At 54.9% G+C, this 17,534-nt stretch carries 14 protein-coding genes; 1 reads left to right on the forward strand and 13 read right to left on the reverse strand.

Features of this window, described 5'->3' with window-relative positions:
- Positions 1–44: 44 nt before the first annotated feature.
- Positions 45–710, forward strand: coding sequence for a 6-phosphogluconate phosphatase (yieH, locus tag ACLH1U_RS23070; protein WP_065805537.1), 666 nt, complete (start codon positions 45–47; stop codon positions 708–710).
- A 163-nt stretch (positions 711–873) separates the two neighbouring features.
- Here the strand turns inward: yieH and ACLH1U_RS23075 are convergent, their stop codons facing one another.
- The 13 genes from ACLH1U_RS23075 to atpA all read right to left on the reverse strand — a co-directional run bounded on the left by ACLH1U_RS23075 (position 874) and on the right by atpA (position 17,526).
- Positions 874–2,040 (reverse strand): esterase, encoded by a 1,167-nt coding sequence (locus ACLH1U_RS23075; protein WP_102002128.1) that lies wholly within the window; start codon positions 2,038–2,040, stop codon positions 874–876.
- 38 nt (positions 2,041–2,078) lie between these two features.
- Positions 2,079–3,710 (reverse strand): carbohydrate porin, encoded by a 1,632-nt coding sequence (locus tag ACLH1U_RS23080; protein ID WP_049013454.1) that lies wholly within the window; start codon positions 3,708–3,710, stop codon positions 2,079–2,081.
- Positions 3,711–4,185: 475 nt separating this feature from the next.
- Positions 4,186–4,911, reverse strand: a complete 726-nt coding sequence (gene phoU / locus ACLH1U_RS23085) for a phosphate signaling complex protein PhoU (RefSeq protein ID WP_004145007.1) — start codon at positions 4,909–4,911, stop codon at positions 4,186–4,188.
- Between the two features lie 50 nt (positions 4,912–4,961).
- Positions 4,962–5,735, reverse strand: coding sequence for a phosphate ABC transporter ATP-binding protein PstB (pstB, locus tag ACLH1U_RS23090; RefSeq protein WP_004145006.1), 774 nt, complete (start codon positions 5,733–5,735; stop codon positions 4,962–4,964).
- Positions 5,736–5,781: 46 nt separating this feature from the next.
- On the reverse strand, positions 5,782–6,672 hold the full coding sequence (pstA, locus tag ACLH1U_RS23095; protein ID WP_023291470.1) for a phosphate ABC transporter permease PstA: 891 nt from the start codon (positions 6,670–6,672) through the stop codon (positions 5,782–5,784).
- The gene (gene pstC, locus ACLH1U_RS23100) at positions 6,672–7,631 is read right to left on the reverse strand and encodes a phosphate ABC transporter permease PstC (protein WP_117133137.1); all 960 of its coding nucleotides are present in this window, start codon (positions 7,629–7,631) and stop codon (positions 6,672–6,674) included. Before pstC ends, pstA begins: the two co-directional genes overlap by 1 nt.
- A 127-nt stretch (positions 7,632–7,758) precedes the next feature.
- On the reverse strand, positions 7,759–8,799 hold the full coding sequence (gene pstS / locus ACLH1U_RS23105) for a phosphate ABC transporter substrate-binding protein PstS (protein ID WP_023291471.1): 1,041 nt from the start codon (positions 8,797–8,799) through the stop codon (positions 7,759–7,761).
- Positions 8,800–9,138: 339 nt separating this feature from the next.
- A complete protein-coding gene (gene glmS / locus ACLH1U_RS23110) occupies positions 9,139–10,968 on the reverse strand; it encodes a glutamine--fructose-6-phosphate transaminase (isomerizing) (protein ID WP_023291472.1) in 1,830 nt (609 codons plus the stop codon).
- A 186-nt stretch (positions 10,969–11,154) separates the two neighbouring features.
- Complete coding sequence (gene glmU / locus ACLH1U_RS23115; RefSeq protein ID WP_032454443.1) at positions 11,155–12,525, reverse strand: bifunctional UDP-N-acetylglucosamine diphosphorylase/glucosamine-1-phosphate N-acetyltransferase GlmU; 1,371 nt, start codon at positions 12,523–12,525, stop codon at positions 11,155–11,157.
- A 696-nt stretch (positions 12,526–13,221) separates the two neighbouring features.
- The gene (locus ACLH1U_RS23120; protein WP_004107274.1) at positions 13,222–13,641 is read right to left on the reverse strand and encodes a F0F1 ATP synthase subunit epsilon; all 420 of its coding nucleotides are present in this window, start codon (positions 13,639–13,641) and stop codon (positions 13,222–13,224) included.
- Between the two features lie 20 nt (positions 13,642–13,661).
- Positions 13,662–15,044, reverse strand: coding sequence for a F0F1 ATP synthase subunit beta (atpD, locus tag ACLH1U_RS23125; RefSeq protein ID WP_023291474.1), 1,383 nt, complete (start codon positions 15,042–15,044; stop codon positions 13,662–13,664).
- A gap of 26 nt (positions 15,045–15,070) precedes the next feature.
- A complete protein-coding gene (atpG, locus tag ACLH1U_RS23130) occupies positions 15,071–15,934 on the reverse strand; it encodes a F0F1 ATP synthase subunit gamma (RefSeq protein ID WP_004144996.1) in 864 nt (287 codons plus the stop codon).
- A 50-nt stretch (positions 15,935–15,984) separates the two neighbouring features.
- Positions 15,985–17,526 (reverse strand): F0F1 ATP synthase subunit alpha, encoded by a 1,542-nt coding sequence (gene atpA / locus ACLH1U_RS23135; RefSeq protein WP_004144995.1) that lies wholly within the window; start codon positions 17,524–17,526, stop codon positions 15,985–15,987.
- Positions 17,527–17,534: the final 8 nt, after the last annotated feature.

Here is a 17,534-nt window from a genome sequence, read left to right on the forward strand (position 1 = left end):
ATTGGACATGACGAAAACGTTAAACTTGTTAATATGGAATGGCTATGACTCAACCAGAAGCAGTATTTTTTGACTGTGACGGCACGCTGGTGGACAGCGAGGTGATTTGCTCCCGCGCCTACGTGCACATGTTCCAGGAATTTGGCATTACGCTGGAGCTGGCAGAGATTTTTAAGCGCTTCAAAGGCGTAAAACTGTACGAAATAATCGACACCATCAACGCCGAGCATGGCGTTAACCTGCAAAAGGCCACTCTGGAGCCGATTTACCGTGCGGAAGTCGCCCGCCTGTTTGATAGCGAACTGGAGGTGATTGCCGGAGCCCAGGCGCTGCTGGATGCGGTAAGCGTCCCGATGTGCGTGGTTTCCAATGGCCCGGTCAGTAAGATGCAACACTCTCTCGGCCGCACCGGCCTGCTGCGCCATTTCGCTGACCGGTTGTACAGCGGCTACGATATTCAGCGCTGGAAACCCGATCCGGCGCTGATGTTCCATGCCGCAAAGGCGATGAGCGTTAACGTTGAGAACTGTATTCTGGTTGATGATTCCAGGGCAGGTGCACAATCGGGAATAGCCGCCGGCATGGAGGTGTTCTACTTCTGCGCCGATCCGCACAACCCGCCCATCGATCATCCCAACGTGACGACCTTTACCGATCTGGCTGCGCTTCCGGCATTGTGGAAAGCGCGCGGTTGGGATATCACTCGCTAGCCCCCGGCGTCGCCCAACCGGGCGACGGTTGGCAGGTAGCGCTATGATCTAGCCCAGAACAGGACGGCTGGCGACCGGCTATCTCTTCATCATCTTCGGACACAATTACTTTCATCTTGTCTTTCTTCACTCGCGGAAAGCGGGGGCTAAACGCCCCCACCGGCTATTTAAACAGTTTTTGCACAAACTCCGCGTAGGCCGGGCGCCAGACGTCCATTTCATGGTTCAGGCCGGGATAGGCGTGATAGTCAAAGTTGATCTTCTGTTTTTCCAGCTCGCTTTTCAGACCCGCGATGTCTTTGCCGGTTACGGAATCTTTTTCCCCGACGACCACGGTAAAGTTACGCAGCTGTTTATTGATCGCCTCAGGATGTTTCAGTTGCGCTTCCACACCGGCATTCGGCACCGTGGTGGTCGTGACGCCGCTAAACGTGGCGAGCCAGCCAAAGCTCTCCAGATGATTCATCCCGGAAACCAGCGCCTGATACCCGCCCTGAGAGAGGCCAGCCAGCGCCCGACCGTCGGCATCTTTACGCACGTTAAACCGGGCATCGATCAGCGGAATGATGTCCTGCATCAGCTCCTTATCCGCCGCCTGCGCATTCAGCGGATAGAAGGTTTTGCGTCGCTCCTGCGGCGGGAAGTTTTCCGCGATGGCTTCCGGGGTATCGGTTTCGGTATCCGGGACCACCACCAGCATAGGCTTGATCTTGCCCTCCGCCAGCAGGTTATCCATGATTTGCGGAATACGCCCCTGATCGATGGCCGACAGCCCGCTGTCGCCAAAGCCATGATAGAAATAGAGCACCGGCAGCGGCTCGCCGCTGCCGCTATAGTCCGGGGGCGTCCAGACATAGAGCCGCCGTTCCGCATTCAGCGCCTTCGAGTGATAGGTAAGGGTGCGCAGATCGCCGTGCGCGACCGGGCGATCGTCCAGAATACTGCCGGGAACCAGAATCAGGCTGGTGTTCACCTGACGCTGCGGCTTCTGATAGCGGCTGCCGGTATCCACCGAGCGGAAGCCGTCCACATCAAAATAGTATTCATAGAGATTGGGTTTCATTGGCTCGCTTTTCCATGTCCAGACCCCGTGGTCCGCTTTGGTCATGTCGTGCGAGACAAAGGTGTCCGGCGTGGCGCCTGTCACCACCGAAACCCGCCGGGCATCAGGGGCAAACAGGCGGTAAGTGATACTCTTATCCGCGTTAACCTGAGTGATAAAGTGGCTCACCGGCAGGGAGGGCTCGGGCATCGCTGGCAACGGTGCCGCCTGAATGGTGAACGCCGCGCCCGCCAGCGCGAGGGCGAAATAAATGGCATGTCGTTTCATCGTTATTCCTCTTACGTTGTGTCCGTTCTGTTATCGTCTCACCACCAGATTTCCGCCTGCGCCCCTACGGCAAACTGATCGTTTTTACCGTCTTCAAAAATGTGGGTGGTGTTATTCGCGGCCTTATCCAGGTCGATATCCTTCGCTTTAATATAGGTGGCATAGAAGCGAATTTCCGGGCGCGAGGTCAGCATACTGGTATTAACTTTGAAGGTATGGAACAGCGTGGTCTTATAGCCGGACTCGTTATATTTCTTGCCGGTCACATCTTTGTTTTGCTGCCTGAAGTACCCCAGTTCGACGCCGGTCTGGTTATATTTATTCCAGATATAGGCCGGCCGCAGGACCGTACGGATGGATTCAAAATCGGAGTGGGCCCCGGTCTCGTAGCTGTAAACGTCGTTGCCAAAGGAGTAAACGATGGCATTCGCCATAATAATGTCATCGCGTAAATAGGTTTCCCCTTGCGAGGTTAAGCGCACGGCGGTGCCATTGGTATGGTCGCCATAATAGCGGCCGTTAAAGGTGGTATAGGGGCTGGATCCGGCATAGCGCGAGAAGCTGCTGGCAATGGAGTTATTCGCCAGCAACAAAGAAAATTCGTTAAAGCCGCCGTGAGCAAATTTTTGCGTTAACGAGGTGCCGGCCATCCAGGTATCTTTCCATGGATAATAGCCTTCATTGCCCTCTTTATATTTCTCAGAAGAACTTTGGTTGGCGGCGACATAGCGTCCGCTGACCATCAGACTGGCTTTATCCCACAACGGGATCTCTTTGTAACGGATATCGAGGGTATTGGTGTTAATTTGCTGCTTATTGCTTAAAGAACGATCGTAGTCATCAACATCCTCCCGGACCAGCGCGATATCGAATTTCCCGGCGCCTACCTGCCAGTTTTCCAGCCCCACGCCAGCCGCCGCATCGGTTCTCTGCGTTTTCCAGTCCAGCATCTGGATCTCGATTTTTGGCGCACCGTGTTTGCCGACCCAGAAATCGGCTTCCGGGGCAAACGGCAGGAATCCTTTGGTGTTAACGTACATATCCGAGAACTGGATGTAGTTTTCGCCGCCGGCATTGTCACCAAACCAGCCAGTGGAATACTGCTGGCCAACGTTCCCGTCGAGCATCACGATGGCGTCGACGCGTTTATCGCCTTCCTGAAACACCCGCTGCTTCAGCTGCAGATCGAACCAGCCGGAATATTCATTGCCCAGACGGCCAAGCGAGCCAATGGCCCACGACTTTGGCGAGCCATGCGAGGCGGTTCCCCAGCCCGAGCGGAAGTAGCCGTTATAGCTAAAGCCAATTTCATCTTTGACGAACTTGCTAAAATCTTTGAGCGTCATCGCGCTGTAGGCTGGCGCGCCGTCTGTGGCAGGTTGTTGATTTTTGACCAGTACCGCATCCGGTTTCACTGCTGCTTTCGGTCCTGCCGCCGCCGCGACGGTGCGCTTCTGGCTCTCTGCAGGCGAAGACCATGTGGCCCAAATCTGGTCTCTTTTTCTCTCCTGGTCCTGATATTTTTTGAGCTCTTTTTGCGTATCGCTAAGCGCTTTTTCCAGCAACTCAAGCCGTTGCTCTACCGTCAACTGGCTCGCGAACAGCGTGGTTGAATAACAAAGCGGCGCCAGCAATACCATCGCCGAAGCGATCCTGGTTTTTCTAAACATAATATTCCCTTATATAAGTGTTGGCATAAATAAATACGACAGCGACAAGCATCGCGCGGGTTCTAATAGCTGTATCCATACCGCTTAAGGGCGCGAGGGCTGTTATTTTTGCGGTGAGAAAAAAGCAAAAAAACCCGAAGAAGACGATCTGCCTAAACAGATAATCCTCTTCAGGTTTTGCCCGCGCATCGCGGTAGCAACCCTTATTAATTCATTCTTAGCGCGCATAAAAAAACCTGATATCGCCGCCGTGGGGGGGCAATATCAGGTTTTGCCTGCTGTCGCAGTAACAATCCGTTTAAAACATTCTGAGCTTGCGCGCTCAGTCAGTGGATACTGATTGTTACGCGATAAAATGAAGAACTCAAACGGGCAGCCTGTTAATTGTGACGATAATCGCAGCAATATCGCTGCTGCTGGAGGAATCATATCTAACTCTGATAAATCCATTTATCAGAATTAGACAAAATGATTATTACTCTTTCGGATCTTTTCCGGCGAGCAGTTTATCCAGTTCATCGCCGCCCACATGACGGAAATCCTGGCCTTTGACGAAGTAGAAAATATATTCGCAAATATTCTGGCAGCGGTCGCCGATACGTTCGATGGAGCGCGCGCAGAACAGCGCCGTCAGAACGCTGGGGATAGTGCGCGAGTCTTCCATCATGTAGGTCATCAGCTGACGCACGATGCCTTCATACTCCTGGTCGACTTTCTTGTCTTCGCGATAGATACGTACCGCCTCGTCGAGATCCATACGCGCGAAGGCATCCAGCACGTCATGCAGCATCTGCACCGTATGGCGGCCCAGCGATTCGAGGCTCACCAGCAGCGGCTGGTGCTGCTGGGAAAACTTCTCCAGCGCGGTGCGGCAGATTTTATCCGCCACGTCGCCAATGCGTTCCAGCTCAGCGATGGTCTTGATGATCGCCATCACCAGGCGCAGGTCGCTGGCGGTCGGCTGGCGCTTGGCGATGATGCGCACGCAGGCTTCATCGATCGCCACTTCCATCATGTTGACCTGCTTGTCGCCGTCAATCACGCGTTTCGCCAGATCGCTGTCCTGGTTATGCATGGCGGTGATCGCATCAGAAAGCTGTTGCTCCACCAGCCCACCCATGGTCATCACCTGGGTGCGGATATACTCCAGTTCAGCGTTGAACTGGCCGGAAATATGTTTGTTAAGATTTAGGTTGTCCATGGTGTCTCCTGATTGCCCAACTGGTGAGAGCCTGAAAGCACAAGGGCAAATCAACCGTAGCGGCCAGTAATATAATCTTCAGTTTGTTTCTTCGCGGGCTTGGTGAACAGGTCATCCGTGTTGCTGAACTCAATCAGCTCGCCAAGATACATAAATGCCGTATGGTCGGAGCAACGCGCAGCCTGCTGCATGTTGTGAGTCACGATAACGACGGTGTAATCCTGCTTCAGCTCGGTGATCAGCTCCTCGATACGCCCGGTAGAGATCGGGTCCAGCGCTGAGCAAGGTTCATCAAGCAGCAGGACTTCCGGGCGGATCGCGATACCGCGGGCGATGCACAGGCGCTGCTGCTGACCGCCGGAGAGAGAATACCCGCTCTGGTGCAGTTTATCTTTGGTTTCATTCCATAATGCGGCTTTGGTCAACGCCCACTGCACGCGCTCATCCATATCGGCACGGGACAGCTTTTCAAACAGGCGCACGCCGAAAGCGATGTTGTCGTAAATGGACATCGGGAACGGCGTTGGCTTCTGGAATACCATGCCAACCTTGGCACGCAGCAGGGCGATATCCTGGGTGTTGGTCAGAATGTTGTCGCCATCCAGCAGGATCTCGCCTTCCGCGCGCTGCTCCGGATACAGTTCAAACATCTTGTTGAACGTACGCAGCAGAGTGGATTTACCACAGCCTGACGGACCGATAAACGCCGTCACCTGGTTTTTGGTGATATCCAGGTTAATGTTCTTCAGGGCATGGAATTTACCGTAGTAGAAGTTCAGGTTGCGAACTGAAATCTTACCCGGGGCTGTATTCACCATACTCATCTCAATCTCTTCCTCATTCAGCACAGCTGTCGCTGCGCCGCAAAAATTAACCGTGTTTCTTCTTGGCGAAGATAACGCGCGCCAGGATGTTCAGCAGCAAGACGCACAGGGTGATAATCAATACCCCGGCCCATGCCAGTTGCTGCCACTCCGCAAACGGACTCATGGCAAATTTGAAAATGGTCACCGGCAGGTTGGCAATCGGCTGCATCATGTCGGTGCTCCAGAACTGGTTGGACAGCGCGGTAAACAGCAGGGGCGCCGTTTCCCCGGCGATACGGGCGATAGCCAGCAGGATCCCGGTCATAATCCCCGAGACGGACGCTTTCAGGGTGATCGCCGAGATCATCTTCCACTTCGGCGTACCCAGCGCATAGGCCGCTTCACGCAGGCTATCCGGCACCAGTTTCAGCATGTTTTCGGTGGTACGAATAACGATAGGCACCTGCAGCAGCGCCAGGGCGATCACCCCCGCCCAGCCGGAGAAGTGCTGCATCTGCGCCACCACGATGGTGTAGACGAACAGACCAACCACGATAGACGGCGCGGAAAGCAGAATATCGTTAATAAAACGGATAATTTCCGCCAGCACCGACTTGCGGCCATACTCCGCCAGATAAATTCCAGCGAGGATACCCAGCGGCGTACCAAAGATAGTCGCCCACAGGATCAGCAGGCCGCTGCCGGCGAGGGCGTTGGCCAGACCGCCGCCCGCGGTATTCGGCGGCGGCGTCATTTCGGTAAACAGCGCCAGGCTCATGCCGTCGAAGCCGCGGGTTATCGTCGCCATCAGGATCCAGATAAGCCAGAACAAACCAAACGCCATGGTGGCCATCGACAGCGCCAGGGCGATACGGTTCTTCATGCGGCGTTTAGCCTGCATCTTGCGGCGAGACTCCGCCAGCTCGGCGGTGCTTTGCATTTCAATGGTCGCCATTAGCGTGCCCCCTCATTCTTCGCGAGGCGCATAATCATAAACTTCGACGCCGCCAGAACGATAAAGGTGATAACGAACAGGATCAGACCCAGTTCCATCAGCGCCGCCACGTGCAGACCGGTTTCGGCTTCGGCGAATTCGTTGGCCAGCGCGGAGGTAATGCTGTTCCCCGGCATATACAGCGATATGCTGTCGAGCTGGTAGGTGTTACCGATGATAAAGGTGACCGCCATGGTTTCACCCAGCGCGCGGCCCAGACCGAGCATCACGCCGCCGATCACCCCGTTCTTGGTGAACGGTAATACGATGCGCCAGATCACTTCCCAGGTGGTGCAGCCGATGCCATAGGCCGACTCTTTCATCATCACCGGCGTCTGTTCGAAAACATCACGCATTACCGCGGCGATATAAGGGATGATCATGATGGCCAGAATGACGCCAGCGGCGAGAATACCGATACCAAACGCCGGGCCAGCAAACAGCGCGCCGGCGAACGGAATAGTCGACAGGACGTTACCAACAGGCTCCTGGAAGTAAGTCGCAAACAGCGGGGCGAAAATAAACAGGCCCCACATGCCATACACGATACTCGGGATCGCGGCCAGCAGCTCAATCGCAATGCCCAGCGGACGCTTGAGCCAGGCGGGGGACAGTTCCGTCAGAAACAGCGCGATGCCGAAGCTCACCGGTACGGCGATCAGCAGCGCGATAAAGGAGGTCACCAGGGTCCCGTAAATCGGCACCAGCGCGCCGAAGATTTCGTTGGGCGCATCCCACTCTTTGGTCCACAAAAAGGCAAAGCCAAACTTTTGAATGCTCGGCCAGGAAGAGATGATCAGGGAAACGATGATGCCGCCCAGCATCAATAGCACAATCAGCGCAGCCAGTTTTACCAGCGCACTGAAAATCATGTCACCCTTTTTCCCCGGAGGGGTAAATGCAGGCTTGGTTGCAGCCATAGATTACTCTTTACGTATTAAAGCTTGTTCGAATAAATGCCCGGTGGCGTTCGCTTCCGGGCCTACAGTCTGAACCGTAGGGCGGGCAGCGCTGAACGCCCCCGCCATCTTCGTCAAAAATCTACTGTTAGTACAGCGCTTTACCGCTGCTGTCTTTGACGTTGGTTTTCCATGCCGCACGAACCTGCTCAACCACGCTTTCCGGCAGCGATGCGTAGTCCAGCGCATTCGCTTCTTTCCCGCCGTTTTTATACGCCCAGTCGAAGAACTTCAGCACTTCAGCGGTCTGCTCAGGCTTGTTAGTCGCCTTATGCACCAGGATGAAGGTGGTTGAGGTGATCGGCCATGCATTTTCACCCTTCTGGTTAGTCAGGTCCTGAGCGAAAGACTTGCTCCAGTCAACGCCTTTTGCGGCGTTAGCGAAGTTGTCTTCAGTCGGGCTAACCGGTTTGCCATCGGCAGAGACCAGTTTGGTGTACGCCAGGTTGTTTTGTTTGGCGTAAGCGTATTCGACGTAACCAATCGAGCCCGGCAGACGCTGAACAAAGGCGGCGATACCGTCGTTGCCTTTACCGCCAAGACCGGTTGGCCAGTTAACGGTAGAGCCTGCGCCGATTTTCGATTTCCACTCTTCATTCACTTTGGACAGGTAGCTGGTGAAGACGAAGGAGGTACCGGAACCATCGGCGCGGCGAACCACGGCGATATTCTGCGACGGCAGCTTCAGACCCGGGTTGAGTTTAGCGATCGCTTCGTCATCCCATTTTTTAATTTTACCCAGATAGATATCGCCGAGGGTTTTGCCATCCAGCACCAGCTCGCCGGATTTCACGCCAGGCAGGTTAACCGCCAGCACCACGCCGCCGATCACGGTCGGGAACTGGAACAGACCTTCCTGGGTCAGTTTGTCATCAGCCAGCGGAGCATCAGAAGCACCGAAATCAACGGTGTTGGCAATAATCTGCTTAACGCCACCAGAGGAACCAATACCCTGGTAGTTCACTTTATTGCCGGTTTCTTTCTGATAGGTGTCAGCCCATTTGGCATACACCGGCGCAGGAAAAGTTGCACCTGCGCCAGTCAGGCTTGCTGCTGCGAAAGCAGAGAAAGCGCTCATCGATAAGGTCGCGGCGACAACTGTTGCGACGGTGGTACGCATAACGTTCATAATGTCTCCTGCTGGGATTCGTAAATCATTGTTTCGAGGCTATGGTGAGCAAAATAGGTCAAAGAGGTGACAGTAAAATGTACGAATTATGACAGTTTTATGACAGGCTGAGAGAAGGGATTTTGCGTCAAATAATACGCTTATAACTCAAATGGTTATCTGCAAGCATGACCATACGATGACGGAATAATTTTCTTTTTATGACAGCCAAATCGCAGTGCAAAACGATCGGTTGTCGTCTATCGCCATCCCACATATTGCGCACAATATCGGCGAAAAACAGCAGGTGAAAATAAAAAAGGGCCACCGCCGGCAGCCCTTTGCAAAAGAGGTAATACGTTACTCAACCGTGACCGATTTCGCCAGGTTACGCGGCTGATCAACGTCTGTGCCTTTGATCAGCGCAACGTGATAAGCCAGCAGCTGCAGCGGCACGGTGTAGAAGATGGGGGCGATGGTCTCTTCGACATGCGGCATCTCAATGATGTGCATGTTGTCGCTGCCGTTGAAGCCGGCGTCACCGTCGGCGAAGACGTACAGCTCACCGCCGCGGGCGCGAACTTCTTCGATGTTGGATTTCAGTTTTTCCAGCAGCTCGTTGTTCGGCGCCACCACGATCACCGGCATTTCCGCATCAATCAGCGCCAGCGGGCCGTGCTTCAGCTCGCCCGCCGCGTAGGCTTCCGCGTGAATGTAGGAGATCTCTTTCAGCTTCAGCGCCCCTTCCATGGCGATCGGATACTGATCGCCGCGGCCGAGGAACAGCGCATGGTGCTTATCAGAGAAACGCTCTGCCAGCTGCTCAATACGCTTGTCCTGAGAGAGCATCTGCTCGATACGACTCGGCAGCGCCTGCAGGCCGTGGACGATATCATGCTCAATGGACGCATCCTGACCTTTCAATCGCGCCAGTTTCGCCACCAGCATCAGCAGCACCGTCAGCTGAGTGGTAAAGGCCTTGGTCGAGGCCACGCCAATTTCCGTTCCGGCTTTGGTCATCAGCGCCAGATCGGATTCGCGCACCAGCGACGAGCCCGGCACGTTGCAGATGGCCAGCGAGCCGAGATAGCCCAGCTCTTTCGACAATCGCAGCGCCGCCAGCGTATCGGCAGTTTCACCGGACTGGGAAAGGGTGATCATCAGGCTGTTACGACGCACCGCGGACTTGCGATAGCGGAATTCGGAGGCGATTTCCACATCGCACGGCACGCCGGCTAACGCTTCAAACCAGTAGCGGGAGACCATCCCGGAGTTATAGGAAGTCCCGCAGGCAACAATCTGAATATGTTCGACCTGAGCCAGCATTTCATTGGCGTTCGGCCCCAGCTCGCTGAGATCGACTTCGCCGTGGCTGATACGCCCGGTCAGGGTGTTCTTAATCGCGTTCGGCTGTTCGAAAATCTCTTTCTGCATATAGTGGCGATAGATACCTTTATCGCCGGCGTCATACTGCAGATTGGATTCGATCTCCTGGCGCTTCACTTGCGCAGCGGATTTATCGAAAATCACCACCGAGCGACGAGTCACTTCCGCAATATCGCCCTCTTCGAGGAAGATGAAGCGGCGGGTAACCGGCAGCAGCGCCAGCTGGTCGGAGGCGATAAAGTTTTCACCCATGCCCAGACCGATAACCAGTGGGCTACCGGAGCGGGCCGCCAGCAGAGTTCCCGGGTCGCGGGTATCCATGATGACGGTGCCGTAGGCGCCGCGCAGCTGCGGGATGGCGCGCAGCACGGCTTCACGTAAGGTACCACCTTGTTCCAGCTCCCAGTGCACCAGATGGGCGATAACTTCGGTATCGGTCTCAGTGACGAAGACATAGCCGCGAGACTGCAGCAGTGCGCGCAGCGGCTCGTGGTTTTCGATGATCCCGTTATGGACCACCACAATGTGTTCAGAAACATGCGGATGCGCATTGCTCTCAGACGGTTCGCCGTGCGTCGCCCAACGAGTATGGGCGATCCCGGTACCACCGTGTAACGGTTGCTCTTCGACCGCCTGAGCCAGCATCTGTACCTTACCCAGGCGACGCACGCGGGTCATATGACCTTCGCTGTCGACTACCGCCAGACCGGCAGAGTCATAGCCACGGTATTCCAGACGACGTAAACCTTCGAGAAGGATTTCAGCAATATCACGCTGCGCGACTGCGCCAACAATTCCACACATAGTTAAATTTCCTGATAATGGCGATATGCCATGCGTTGTCGCTGACCTGTATTTGCCCGTTTTCCGGGCGCCCCGAGCCTTGTAGAGAGTGGGGTTATTGTTATGGTACTGCCTGCGGACGGGGATCTATATTGACCCTCTCATCCTGGTTCGCCGGGCGTTTTTCACCCCCAGCGACAATCCTGTTTATTTTTTCTTCACCGGACGCTGCCAGCCCTGTTTGTGGACCTGCGGTACGCGGCTCAACACCAGTTCGTTATCGGCGATATTGCGTGTGACGGTGGTGCCGGCGGCGATCGTGACGCCGTTGCCTACCGTGACCGGGGCCACCAGCTGGGTATCCGAGCCGACAAAGACATCATCGCCAATAATCGTTTTATGTTTATTCGCGCCATCATAGTTGCAGGTGATGGTGCCCGCGCCGATATTGACGTTATCACCGATCTCCGCATCGCCCAGATAGGTCAGATGACCCGCCTTGGAGCCTTTGCCGAGACGCGCCTTTTTCATTTCCACGAAGTTGCCAACGTGGGCGCCTTCCAGCAGTTCGGCGCCCGGGCGCAGACGGGCAAATGGGCCGATGGTGCAGGCCGCCTGCAGCTGGGCATCTTCTACCACGCTGTAGGGGCTGATTTCGCAATCATCGCCGATAGTGCTGTTTTTAATCACGCAGCCGGCGCCGATTTTCACGCGATCGCCCAGCACGACGCGGCCTTGCAGAATAACGTTAGTATCGATCTCCACATCGCGCCCGTGCTGCAGCGTACCGCGCAGATCGAAACGCGCCGGATCGCGCAACATCACCCCCGCCAGCAGCAGCTTTTCCGCTTGCTCAGCCTGGTAGACGCGCTCCAGGCGCGCAAGCTGCAGGCGATTGTTGACGCCTTCGACTTCGCTCAGGCGCTGGGGATGCACGGCAACGATCTCGTGACCTTCCTGATGCGCCATGGCGATGATATCGGTGATGTAGTATTCGCCCTGGGCGTTGTTATTGGTGAGCTTCGCCAGCCAGCGCTTGAGATCTGCTCCGCCGGCGATCAGGATCCCGGTGTTAATTTCCTGAATCTGGCGCTGCGCCTCGCTGGCATCTTTGTGCTCAACGATGCCTGTCACCTGGCCATTCTCACGGGTAATGCGGCCATAGCCGGTTGGATCATCCAGCTTCACCGTCAGCAGACCAATCCCGCCCTGCGGTTTCGCGGCGCGCAGGCGCTGTAGCGTCTCGACGGAGATCAGCGGCACGTCGCCGTAGAGCATCAGGATGTCTTCATCATCATTGAAGAACGGCGCCGCCTGCTGCATGGCGTGCCCGGTTCCAAGCTGCTCGGCCTGCAGCACCCAGTTCAGGTTGTCTTCATGCAGCGTCTGACGCAGCAGATCGCCGCCGTGGCCGTACACCAGGTGTACCGCACATGCGCCTAAATCGTTAGCGGCATCAATGACATGCTGCACCATTGGCTTCCCGGCCAGGGTATGCAGCACCTTAGGAAGATCGGAATACATGCGGGTCCCTTTGCCTGCGGCAAGGATAACCACGCTCATCGCACTATTTGACATACTCATCCTGACGGTAGTTAGAACGAAAAGTAAAAGCCTTTCACGTTGAAATTTCTACATATTTTTCATCATAAAACGAGACGTGGAGAAAACGTCCAGGCTCATGGCTATACACCATTTTATGACGCTATTTTTAACCACTGCAAATCAGTTTAACGCTGAAAAAGGAGGGTAGGGAGGATAATCATTGACTATCTCACTGCTTTTGCTGTTTTTTCGTCACCTGAATAAAGCCGCTGCGGAAAGCGGTTTTCAGCACCCATAGCGGGAAGAACCAGGATAATCGTCGCCAGTCGCTGGCGGGGGGAGGGCGGCAAAGTGATTGATGTAGTGATTAAAAACGAAAGGCCACCGTCAGGTGACCTTCTTTGCCCGGTTTCACATCGCCAGTGTTGTCGTTTTGATGGGCGATACGTCGTGTCAGCGGGGGAGATAGCGCGGAGCTTAGAAGCTCAGGACGCTAAATTTAGCGATGATTTTATGGAACAGTTTCATGATGAATTCCTGACGCAGGTGCAATTTGATAACGCTATTTTATGTGACACACATCACATAAAACAGAGTCTACGCTTCATCATTTAACTAATCAATAACAATTAAGGGTGAACTCTGTTTTCACTTCATCTGCTCGTCAGCAGCTGGCCATAAAAAAAGCCAGCCTGGAAACCAGACTGGCTTTTTACGTTCAAGCCGGTGTTACATCGCTTTTTTGGTCAACTCGATAACGCGCAGTTTAGCGATCGCTTTGGCCAGTTCCGCGGACGCCTGAGCGTAATCCACGTCACCATGAGAGCTCTTAATGTGCTCTTCAGCCTTACGTTTCGCTTCCAGGGCTCGCGCTTCGTCGAGATCCTGGCCACGAATTGCGGTATCCGCCAGGACGGTCGTGCTACCCGGCTGCACTTCAAGAATGCCGCCTGACAGGTAGATAAATTCTTCGTGACCGTGCTGCTTAACGATGCGAATCATACCAGGCTTAATGGCGGTGAGCAGCGGCGCGTGCCCCGGGTAAATACCCAGTTCACCTTCGCTACCCGTTACCTGGATTTTCTCGACCAGACCAGAGAACATTTGTTTCTCTGCGCTGACGACGTCCAGGTGGTAAGTCATTGCCATATCACCCTCCGATTAAGGCGTTAAAGTTTTTTGGCTTTTTCCACGGCTTCGTCGATAGAACCGACCATGTAGAACGCCTGCTCCGGCAGGTGATCGTATTCGCCTTCCATGATGCCTTTAAAGCCACGGATGGTGTCTTTCAGGGAGACGTATTTGCCCGGAGAACCAGTAAATACTTCTGCCACGAAGAACGGCTGGGACAGGAAGCGCTGGATCTTACGCGCGCGAGCTACCACCAGTTTATCTTCTTCAGACAGTTCATCCATACCCAGGATGGCGATAATGTCTTTCAGTTCCTGATAACGCTGCAGAATGGACTGAACGCCACGAGCGGTGTCGTAGTGCTCCTGACCAACAACCAGCGGATCCAGCTGACGGCTGGTGGAGTCCAGCGGGTCAACGGCCGGGTAGATACCCAGGGATGCGATCTGACGGCTCAGTACTACGGTTGCATCTAAGTGAGCAAAGGTAGTGGCTGGGGATGGGTCAGTTAAGTCATCCGCCGGTACGTATACCGCCTGTACGGAAGTGATAGAGCCGGTTTTGGTGGAGGTGATACGTTCCTGCAGAACGCCCATCTCTTCCGCCAGGGTCGGCTGGTAACCTACCGCTGAAGGCATACGACCCAGCAGTGCGGATACTTCCGTACCGGCCAGGGTGTAACGATAGATGTTATCGACGAACAGCAGTACGTCACGACCTTCGTCACGGAACTTCTCAGCCATGGTCAGGCCGGTCAGCGCAACGCGCAGACGGTTTCCCGGCGGCTCGTTCATCTGGCCATACACCAGGGATACTTTGTCGATAACGTTGGAGTCGGTCATTTCGTGGTAGAAGTCGTTACCCTCACGAGTACGTTCACCTACGCCCGCAAACACGGAGTAACCGGAGTGCTCGATCGCGATGTTACGGATCAGCTCCATCATGTTTACGGTTTTACCTACACCCGCGCCACCGAACAGACCGACTTTACCGCCCTTCGCGAACGGACACATCAGGTCGATAACTTTGATGCCGGTTTCCAGCAGTTCCTGAGAGCTGGACAGCTCTTCATAAGACGGTGCTGCGCGGTGGATAGCCCAACGCTCTTCTTCGCCGATGTCGCCTTTCATGTCGACCGGTTGACCCAGTACGTTCATGATACGACCCAGCGTAGCTTTACCAACCGGGACTTCGATCGGGTGCTCGAGGTCTTTTACATCCAGACCGCGGCGCAGACCATCGGAAGAACCCATGGCGATGGTACGCACGATACCGCCGCCCAGCTGCTGCTGAACTTCCAGCACCAGAACTTCATTACCATTCTGTACCTCAAGGGCTTCGTACACGCGTGGTACGGCATCCTGAGGGAACTCGACGTCGACCACGGCGCCGATTACCTGGACAATCTTTCCAGTAGCCATCTTAAATCCTCTACGAAATAACCTGGTTAAACCGCGGCGGCCCCCGAGACGATCTCGGTGAGTTCCTGAGTAATGCTGGCCTGACGAGCTTTGTTGTATACCAACTGCAGCTCTTTAATCAGGCTGCCGCCATTATCGGTCGCGGCTTTCATCGCCACCATACGGGCGGCCTGCTCGCTGGCCAGGTTTTCAACCACGCCCTGATAAACCTGAGACTCGACGTAGCGGCGCAGGAGGGTATCCAGCAGCGCTTTCGGATCGGGCTCATACAGGTAATCCCAGGATTTACGTTTCAGATCAGCGTCTTCTGATGCCGGTAACGGCAGCAGCTGAGTGATCGTCGGAACCTGAGACATGGTGTTAATAAATTTGTTGCTGACAACGTACAGCTTGTCCAGACGGCCTTCATCATAGGCCTGCAACATCACTTTTACCGGGCCGATCAGTTCGGACAGGGATGGGTTATCCCCCATACCGGTCACCTGTGCAACGACGTTGCCGCCAACGGAGTTAAAGAAAGAGACGCCCTTAGAGCCGATCATTGCGAGGTCGCACTGAACGCCTTTATCGGACCATGCTTTCATTTCCGCCAGCAGTTTCTTGAACAGGTTAATGTTCAAGCCGCCGCACAAACCACGGTCGGTCGACACCACCAGGTAGCCCACGCGCTTAACGTCGCGTTCTTCCAGGTAAGGGTGCTTATATTCCAGATTACCGTTCGCAAGGTGACCAATCACTTTGCGCATAGTATCTGCGTAAGGACGGCTGGCCGCCATGCGCTCCTGCGATTTACGCATTTTGGAAGCGGCGACCATCTCCATCGCTTTAGTGATCTTTTGCGTGTTCTGGACGCTTGCGATCTTACTACGTATCTCTTTTGCGCCGGCCATGAGCTTCTCCTCAATGCCTTGCGGCCTGCCCTAAGACAGACCGCCAGACGTTACCAGGACTGGGTTGCTTTGAAGGAATCGAGGATGCCTTTCAGCTTGCCTTCGATTTCGTCGTTATAGCCACCGGACTGGTTAATCTCTTGCATCAGCGGAGCGTGATCACGGTCGACGTAAGCCAGCAGAGCGGCTTCGAAGCTACCGATTTTCGCCAGTTCTACATCAGCCAGATAACCACGTTCTGCTGCGAACAGAACCAGAGACTGCTGCGCGACGGACATCGGCGCATACTGTTTCTGTTTCAGCAGTTCGGTCACTTTCTGACCGTGGTCCAGCTGTTTGCGGGTTGCATCGTCAAGGTCGGATGCAAACTGGGAGAACGCCGCCAGTTCACGATACTGCGCCAGCGCGGTACGGATACCACCGGACAGTTTCTTCATGATCTTGGTCTGCGCTGCACCACCCACACGGGATACCGAGATACCCGGGTTAACCGCAGGACGAATACCGGCGTTGAACAGGTTGGTTTCCAGGAAGATCTGACCATCGGTAATGGAGATTACGTTGGTCGGAACGAACGCGGAAACGTCACCCGCCTGGGTTTCGATAATCGGCAGCGCGGTCAGAGAACCGGTTTTCCCTTTCACTTCACCTTTGGTGAAGGCTTCAACGTATTCGGCGTTAACACGCGCAGCACGCTCCAGCAGACGAGAGTGGAGGTAGAATACGTCGCCCGGGAACGCTTCACGTCCTGGCGGACGACGGAGAAGCAGGGAGATCTGACGATAAGCAACAGCCTGTTTAGACAGGTCATCGTAAACGATCAGCGCATCTTCACCGCGGTCGCGGAAGTATTCGCCCATTGCGCAACCCGCGTATGGCGCCAGGTATTGCAGTGCAGCAGATTCGGATGCAGTCGCTACCACCACGATGGTGTTAGCCAGCGCGCCGTGCTCTTCCAGTTTACGCACCACGTTAGAGATGGTGGACGCTTTCTGGCCGATAGCAACATAGACGCACTTGATGCCGGAATCACGCTGGTTGATGATGGCATCGATAGCCAGCGCAGTTTTACCGGTCTGACGGTCGCCGATGATCAGTTCACGCTGACCACGACCGATTGGGATCATGGCGTCAACGGATTTATAACCGGTCTGTACCGGCTGATCGACGGACTGACGTTCGATTACGCCCGGCGCGATCGCTTCAACGGCGGAGAAACCGTCGTTTTCCAGCGGACCTTTACCATCAATTGGCGCGCCCAGGGTGTTAACCACGCGGCCCAGCAGGCCACGGCCAACCGGAACTTCCAGGATACGGCCAGTACATTTCACCTTCATGCCTTCGGCGAGGTCAGCGTACGGACCCATCACCACCGCACCAACGGAGTCGCGCTCCAGGTTCAGTGCGATAGCGTAACGGTTACCCGGCAGGGAGATCATCTCACCCTGCATACATTCGGCAAGGCCGTGGATGCGGATAACACCGTCACTTACAGAAACAATAGTACCTTCGTTATGAGCTTCGCTCACAACATTGAACTGAGCAATGCGCTGCTTGATCAGTTCGCTGATTTCGGTGGAATTCAGTTGCATGCTCCAGT

This window comes from Klebsiella sp. 1SOBk5mer (assembly GCF_046603115.1).
GTDB classification, from domain to species: Bacteria; Pseudomonadota; Gammaproteobacteria; order Enterobacterales; family Enterobacteriaceae; genus Klebsiella; species Klebsiella quasipneumoniae.

Excerpts from the sequence above, each read along its gene's own strand:
- yieH (WP_065805537.1), top strand. The coding sequence starts at position 45 with ATGACTCAACCAGAAGCAGTATTTTTTGACTGTGACGGCACGCTGGTG.
- ACLH1U_RS23075 (WP_102002128.1), bottom strand. The coding sequence starts at position 2,040 with ATGAAACGACATGCCATTTATTTCGCCCTCGCGCTGGCGGGCGCGGCG.
- ACLH1U_RS23080 (WP_049013454.1), bottom strand. The coding sequence starts at position 3,710 with ATGTTTAGAAAAACCAGGATCGCTTCGGCGATGGTATTGCTGGCGCCG.
- phoU (WP_004145007.1), bottom strand. The coding sequence starts at position 4,911 with ATGGACAACCTAAATCTTAACAAACATATTTCCGGCCAGTTCAACGCT.
- pstB (WP_004145006.1), bottom strand. The coding sequence starts at position 5,735 with ATGAGTATGGTGAATACAGCCCCGGGTAAGATTTCAGTTCGCAACCTG.
- pstA (WP_023291470.1), bottom strand. The coding sequence starts at position 6,672 with ATGGCGACCATTGAAATGCAAAGCACCGCCGAGCTGGCGGAGTCTCGC.
- pstC (WP_117133137.1), bottom strand. The coding sequence starts at position 7,631 with ATGGCTGCAACCAAGCCTGCATTTACCCCTCCGGGGAAAAAGGGTGAC.
- pstS (WP_023291471.1), bottom strand. The coding sequence starts at position 8,799 with ATGAACGTTATGCGTACCACCGTCGCAACAGTTGTCGCCGCGACCTTA.
- glmS (WP_023291472.1), bottom strand. The coding sequence starts at position 10,968 with ATGTGTGGAATTGTTGGCGCAGTCGCGCAGCGTGATATTGCTGAAATC.
- glmU (WP_032454443.1), bottom strand. The coding sequence starts at position 12,525 with ATGTCAAATAGTGCGATGAGCGTGGTTATCCTTGCCGCAGGCAAAGGG.
- ACLH1U_RS23120 (WP_004107274.1), bottom strand. The coding sequence starts at position 13,641 with ATGGCAATGACTTACCACCTGGACGTCGTCAGCGCAGAGAAACAAATG.
- atpD (WP_023291474.1), bottom strand. The coding sequence starts at position 15,044 with ATGGCTACTGGAAAGATTGTCCAGGTAATCGGCGCCGTGGTCGACGTC.
- atpG (WP_004144996.1), bottom strand. The coding sequence starts at position 15,934 with ATGGCCGGCGCAAAAGAGATACGTAGTAAGATCGCAAGCGTCCAGAAC.
- atpA (WP_004144995.1), bottom strand. The coding sequence starts at position 17,526 with ATGCAACTGAATTCCACCGAAATCAGCGAACTGATCAAGCAGCGCATT.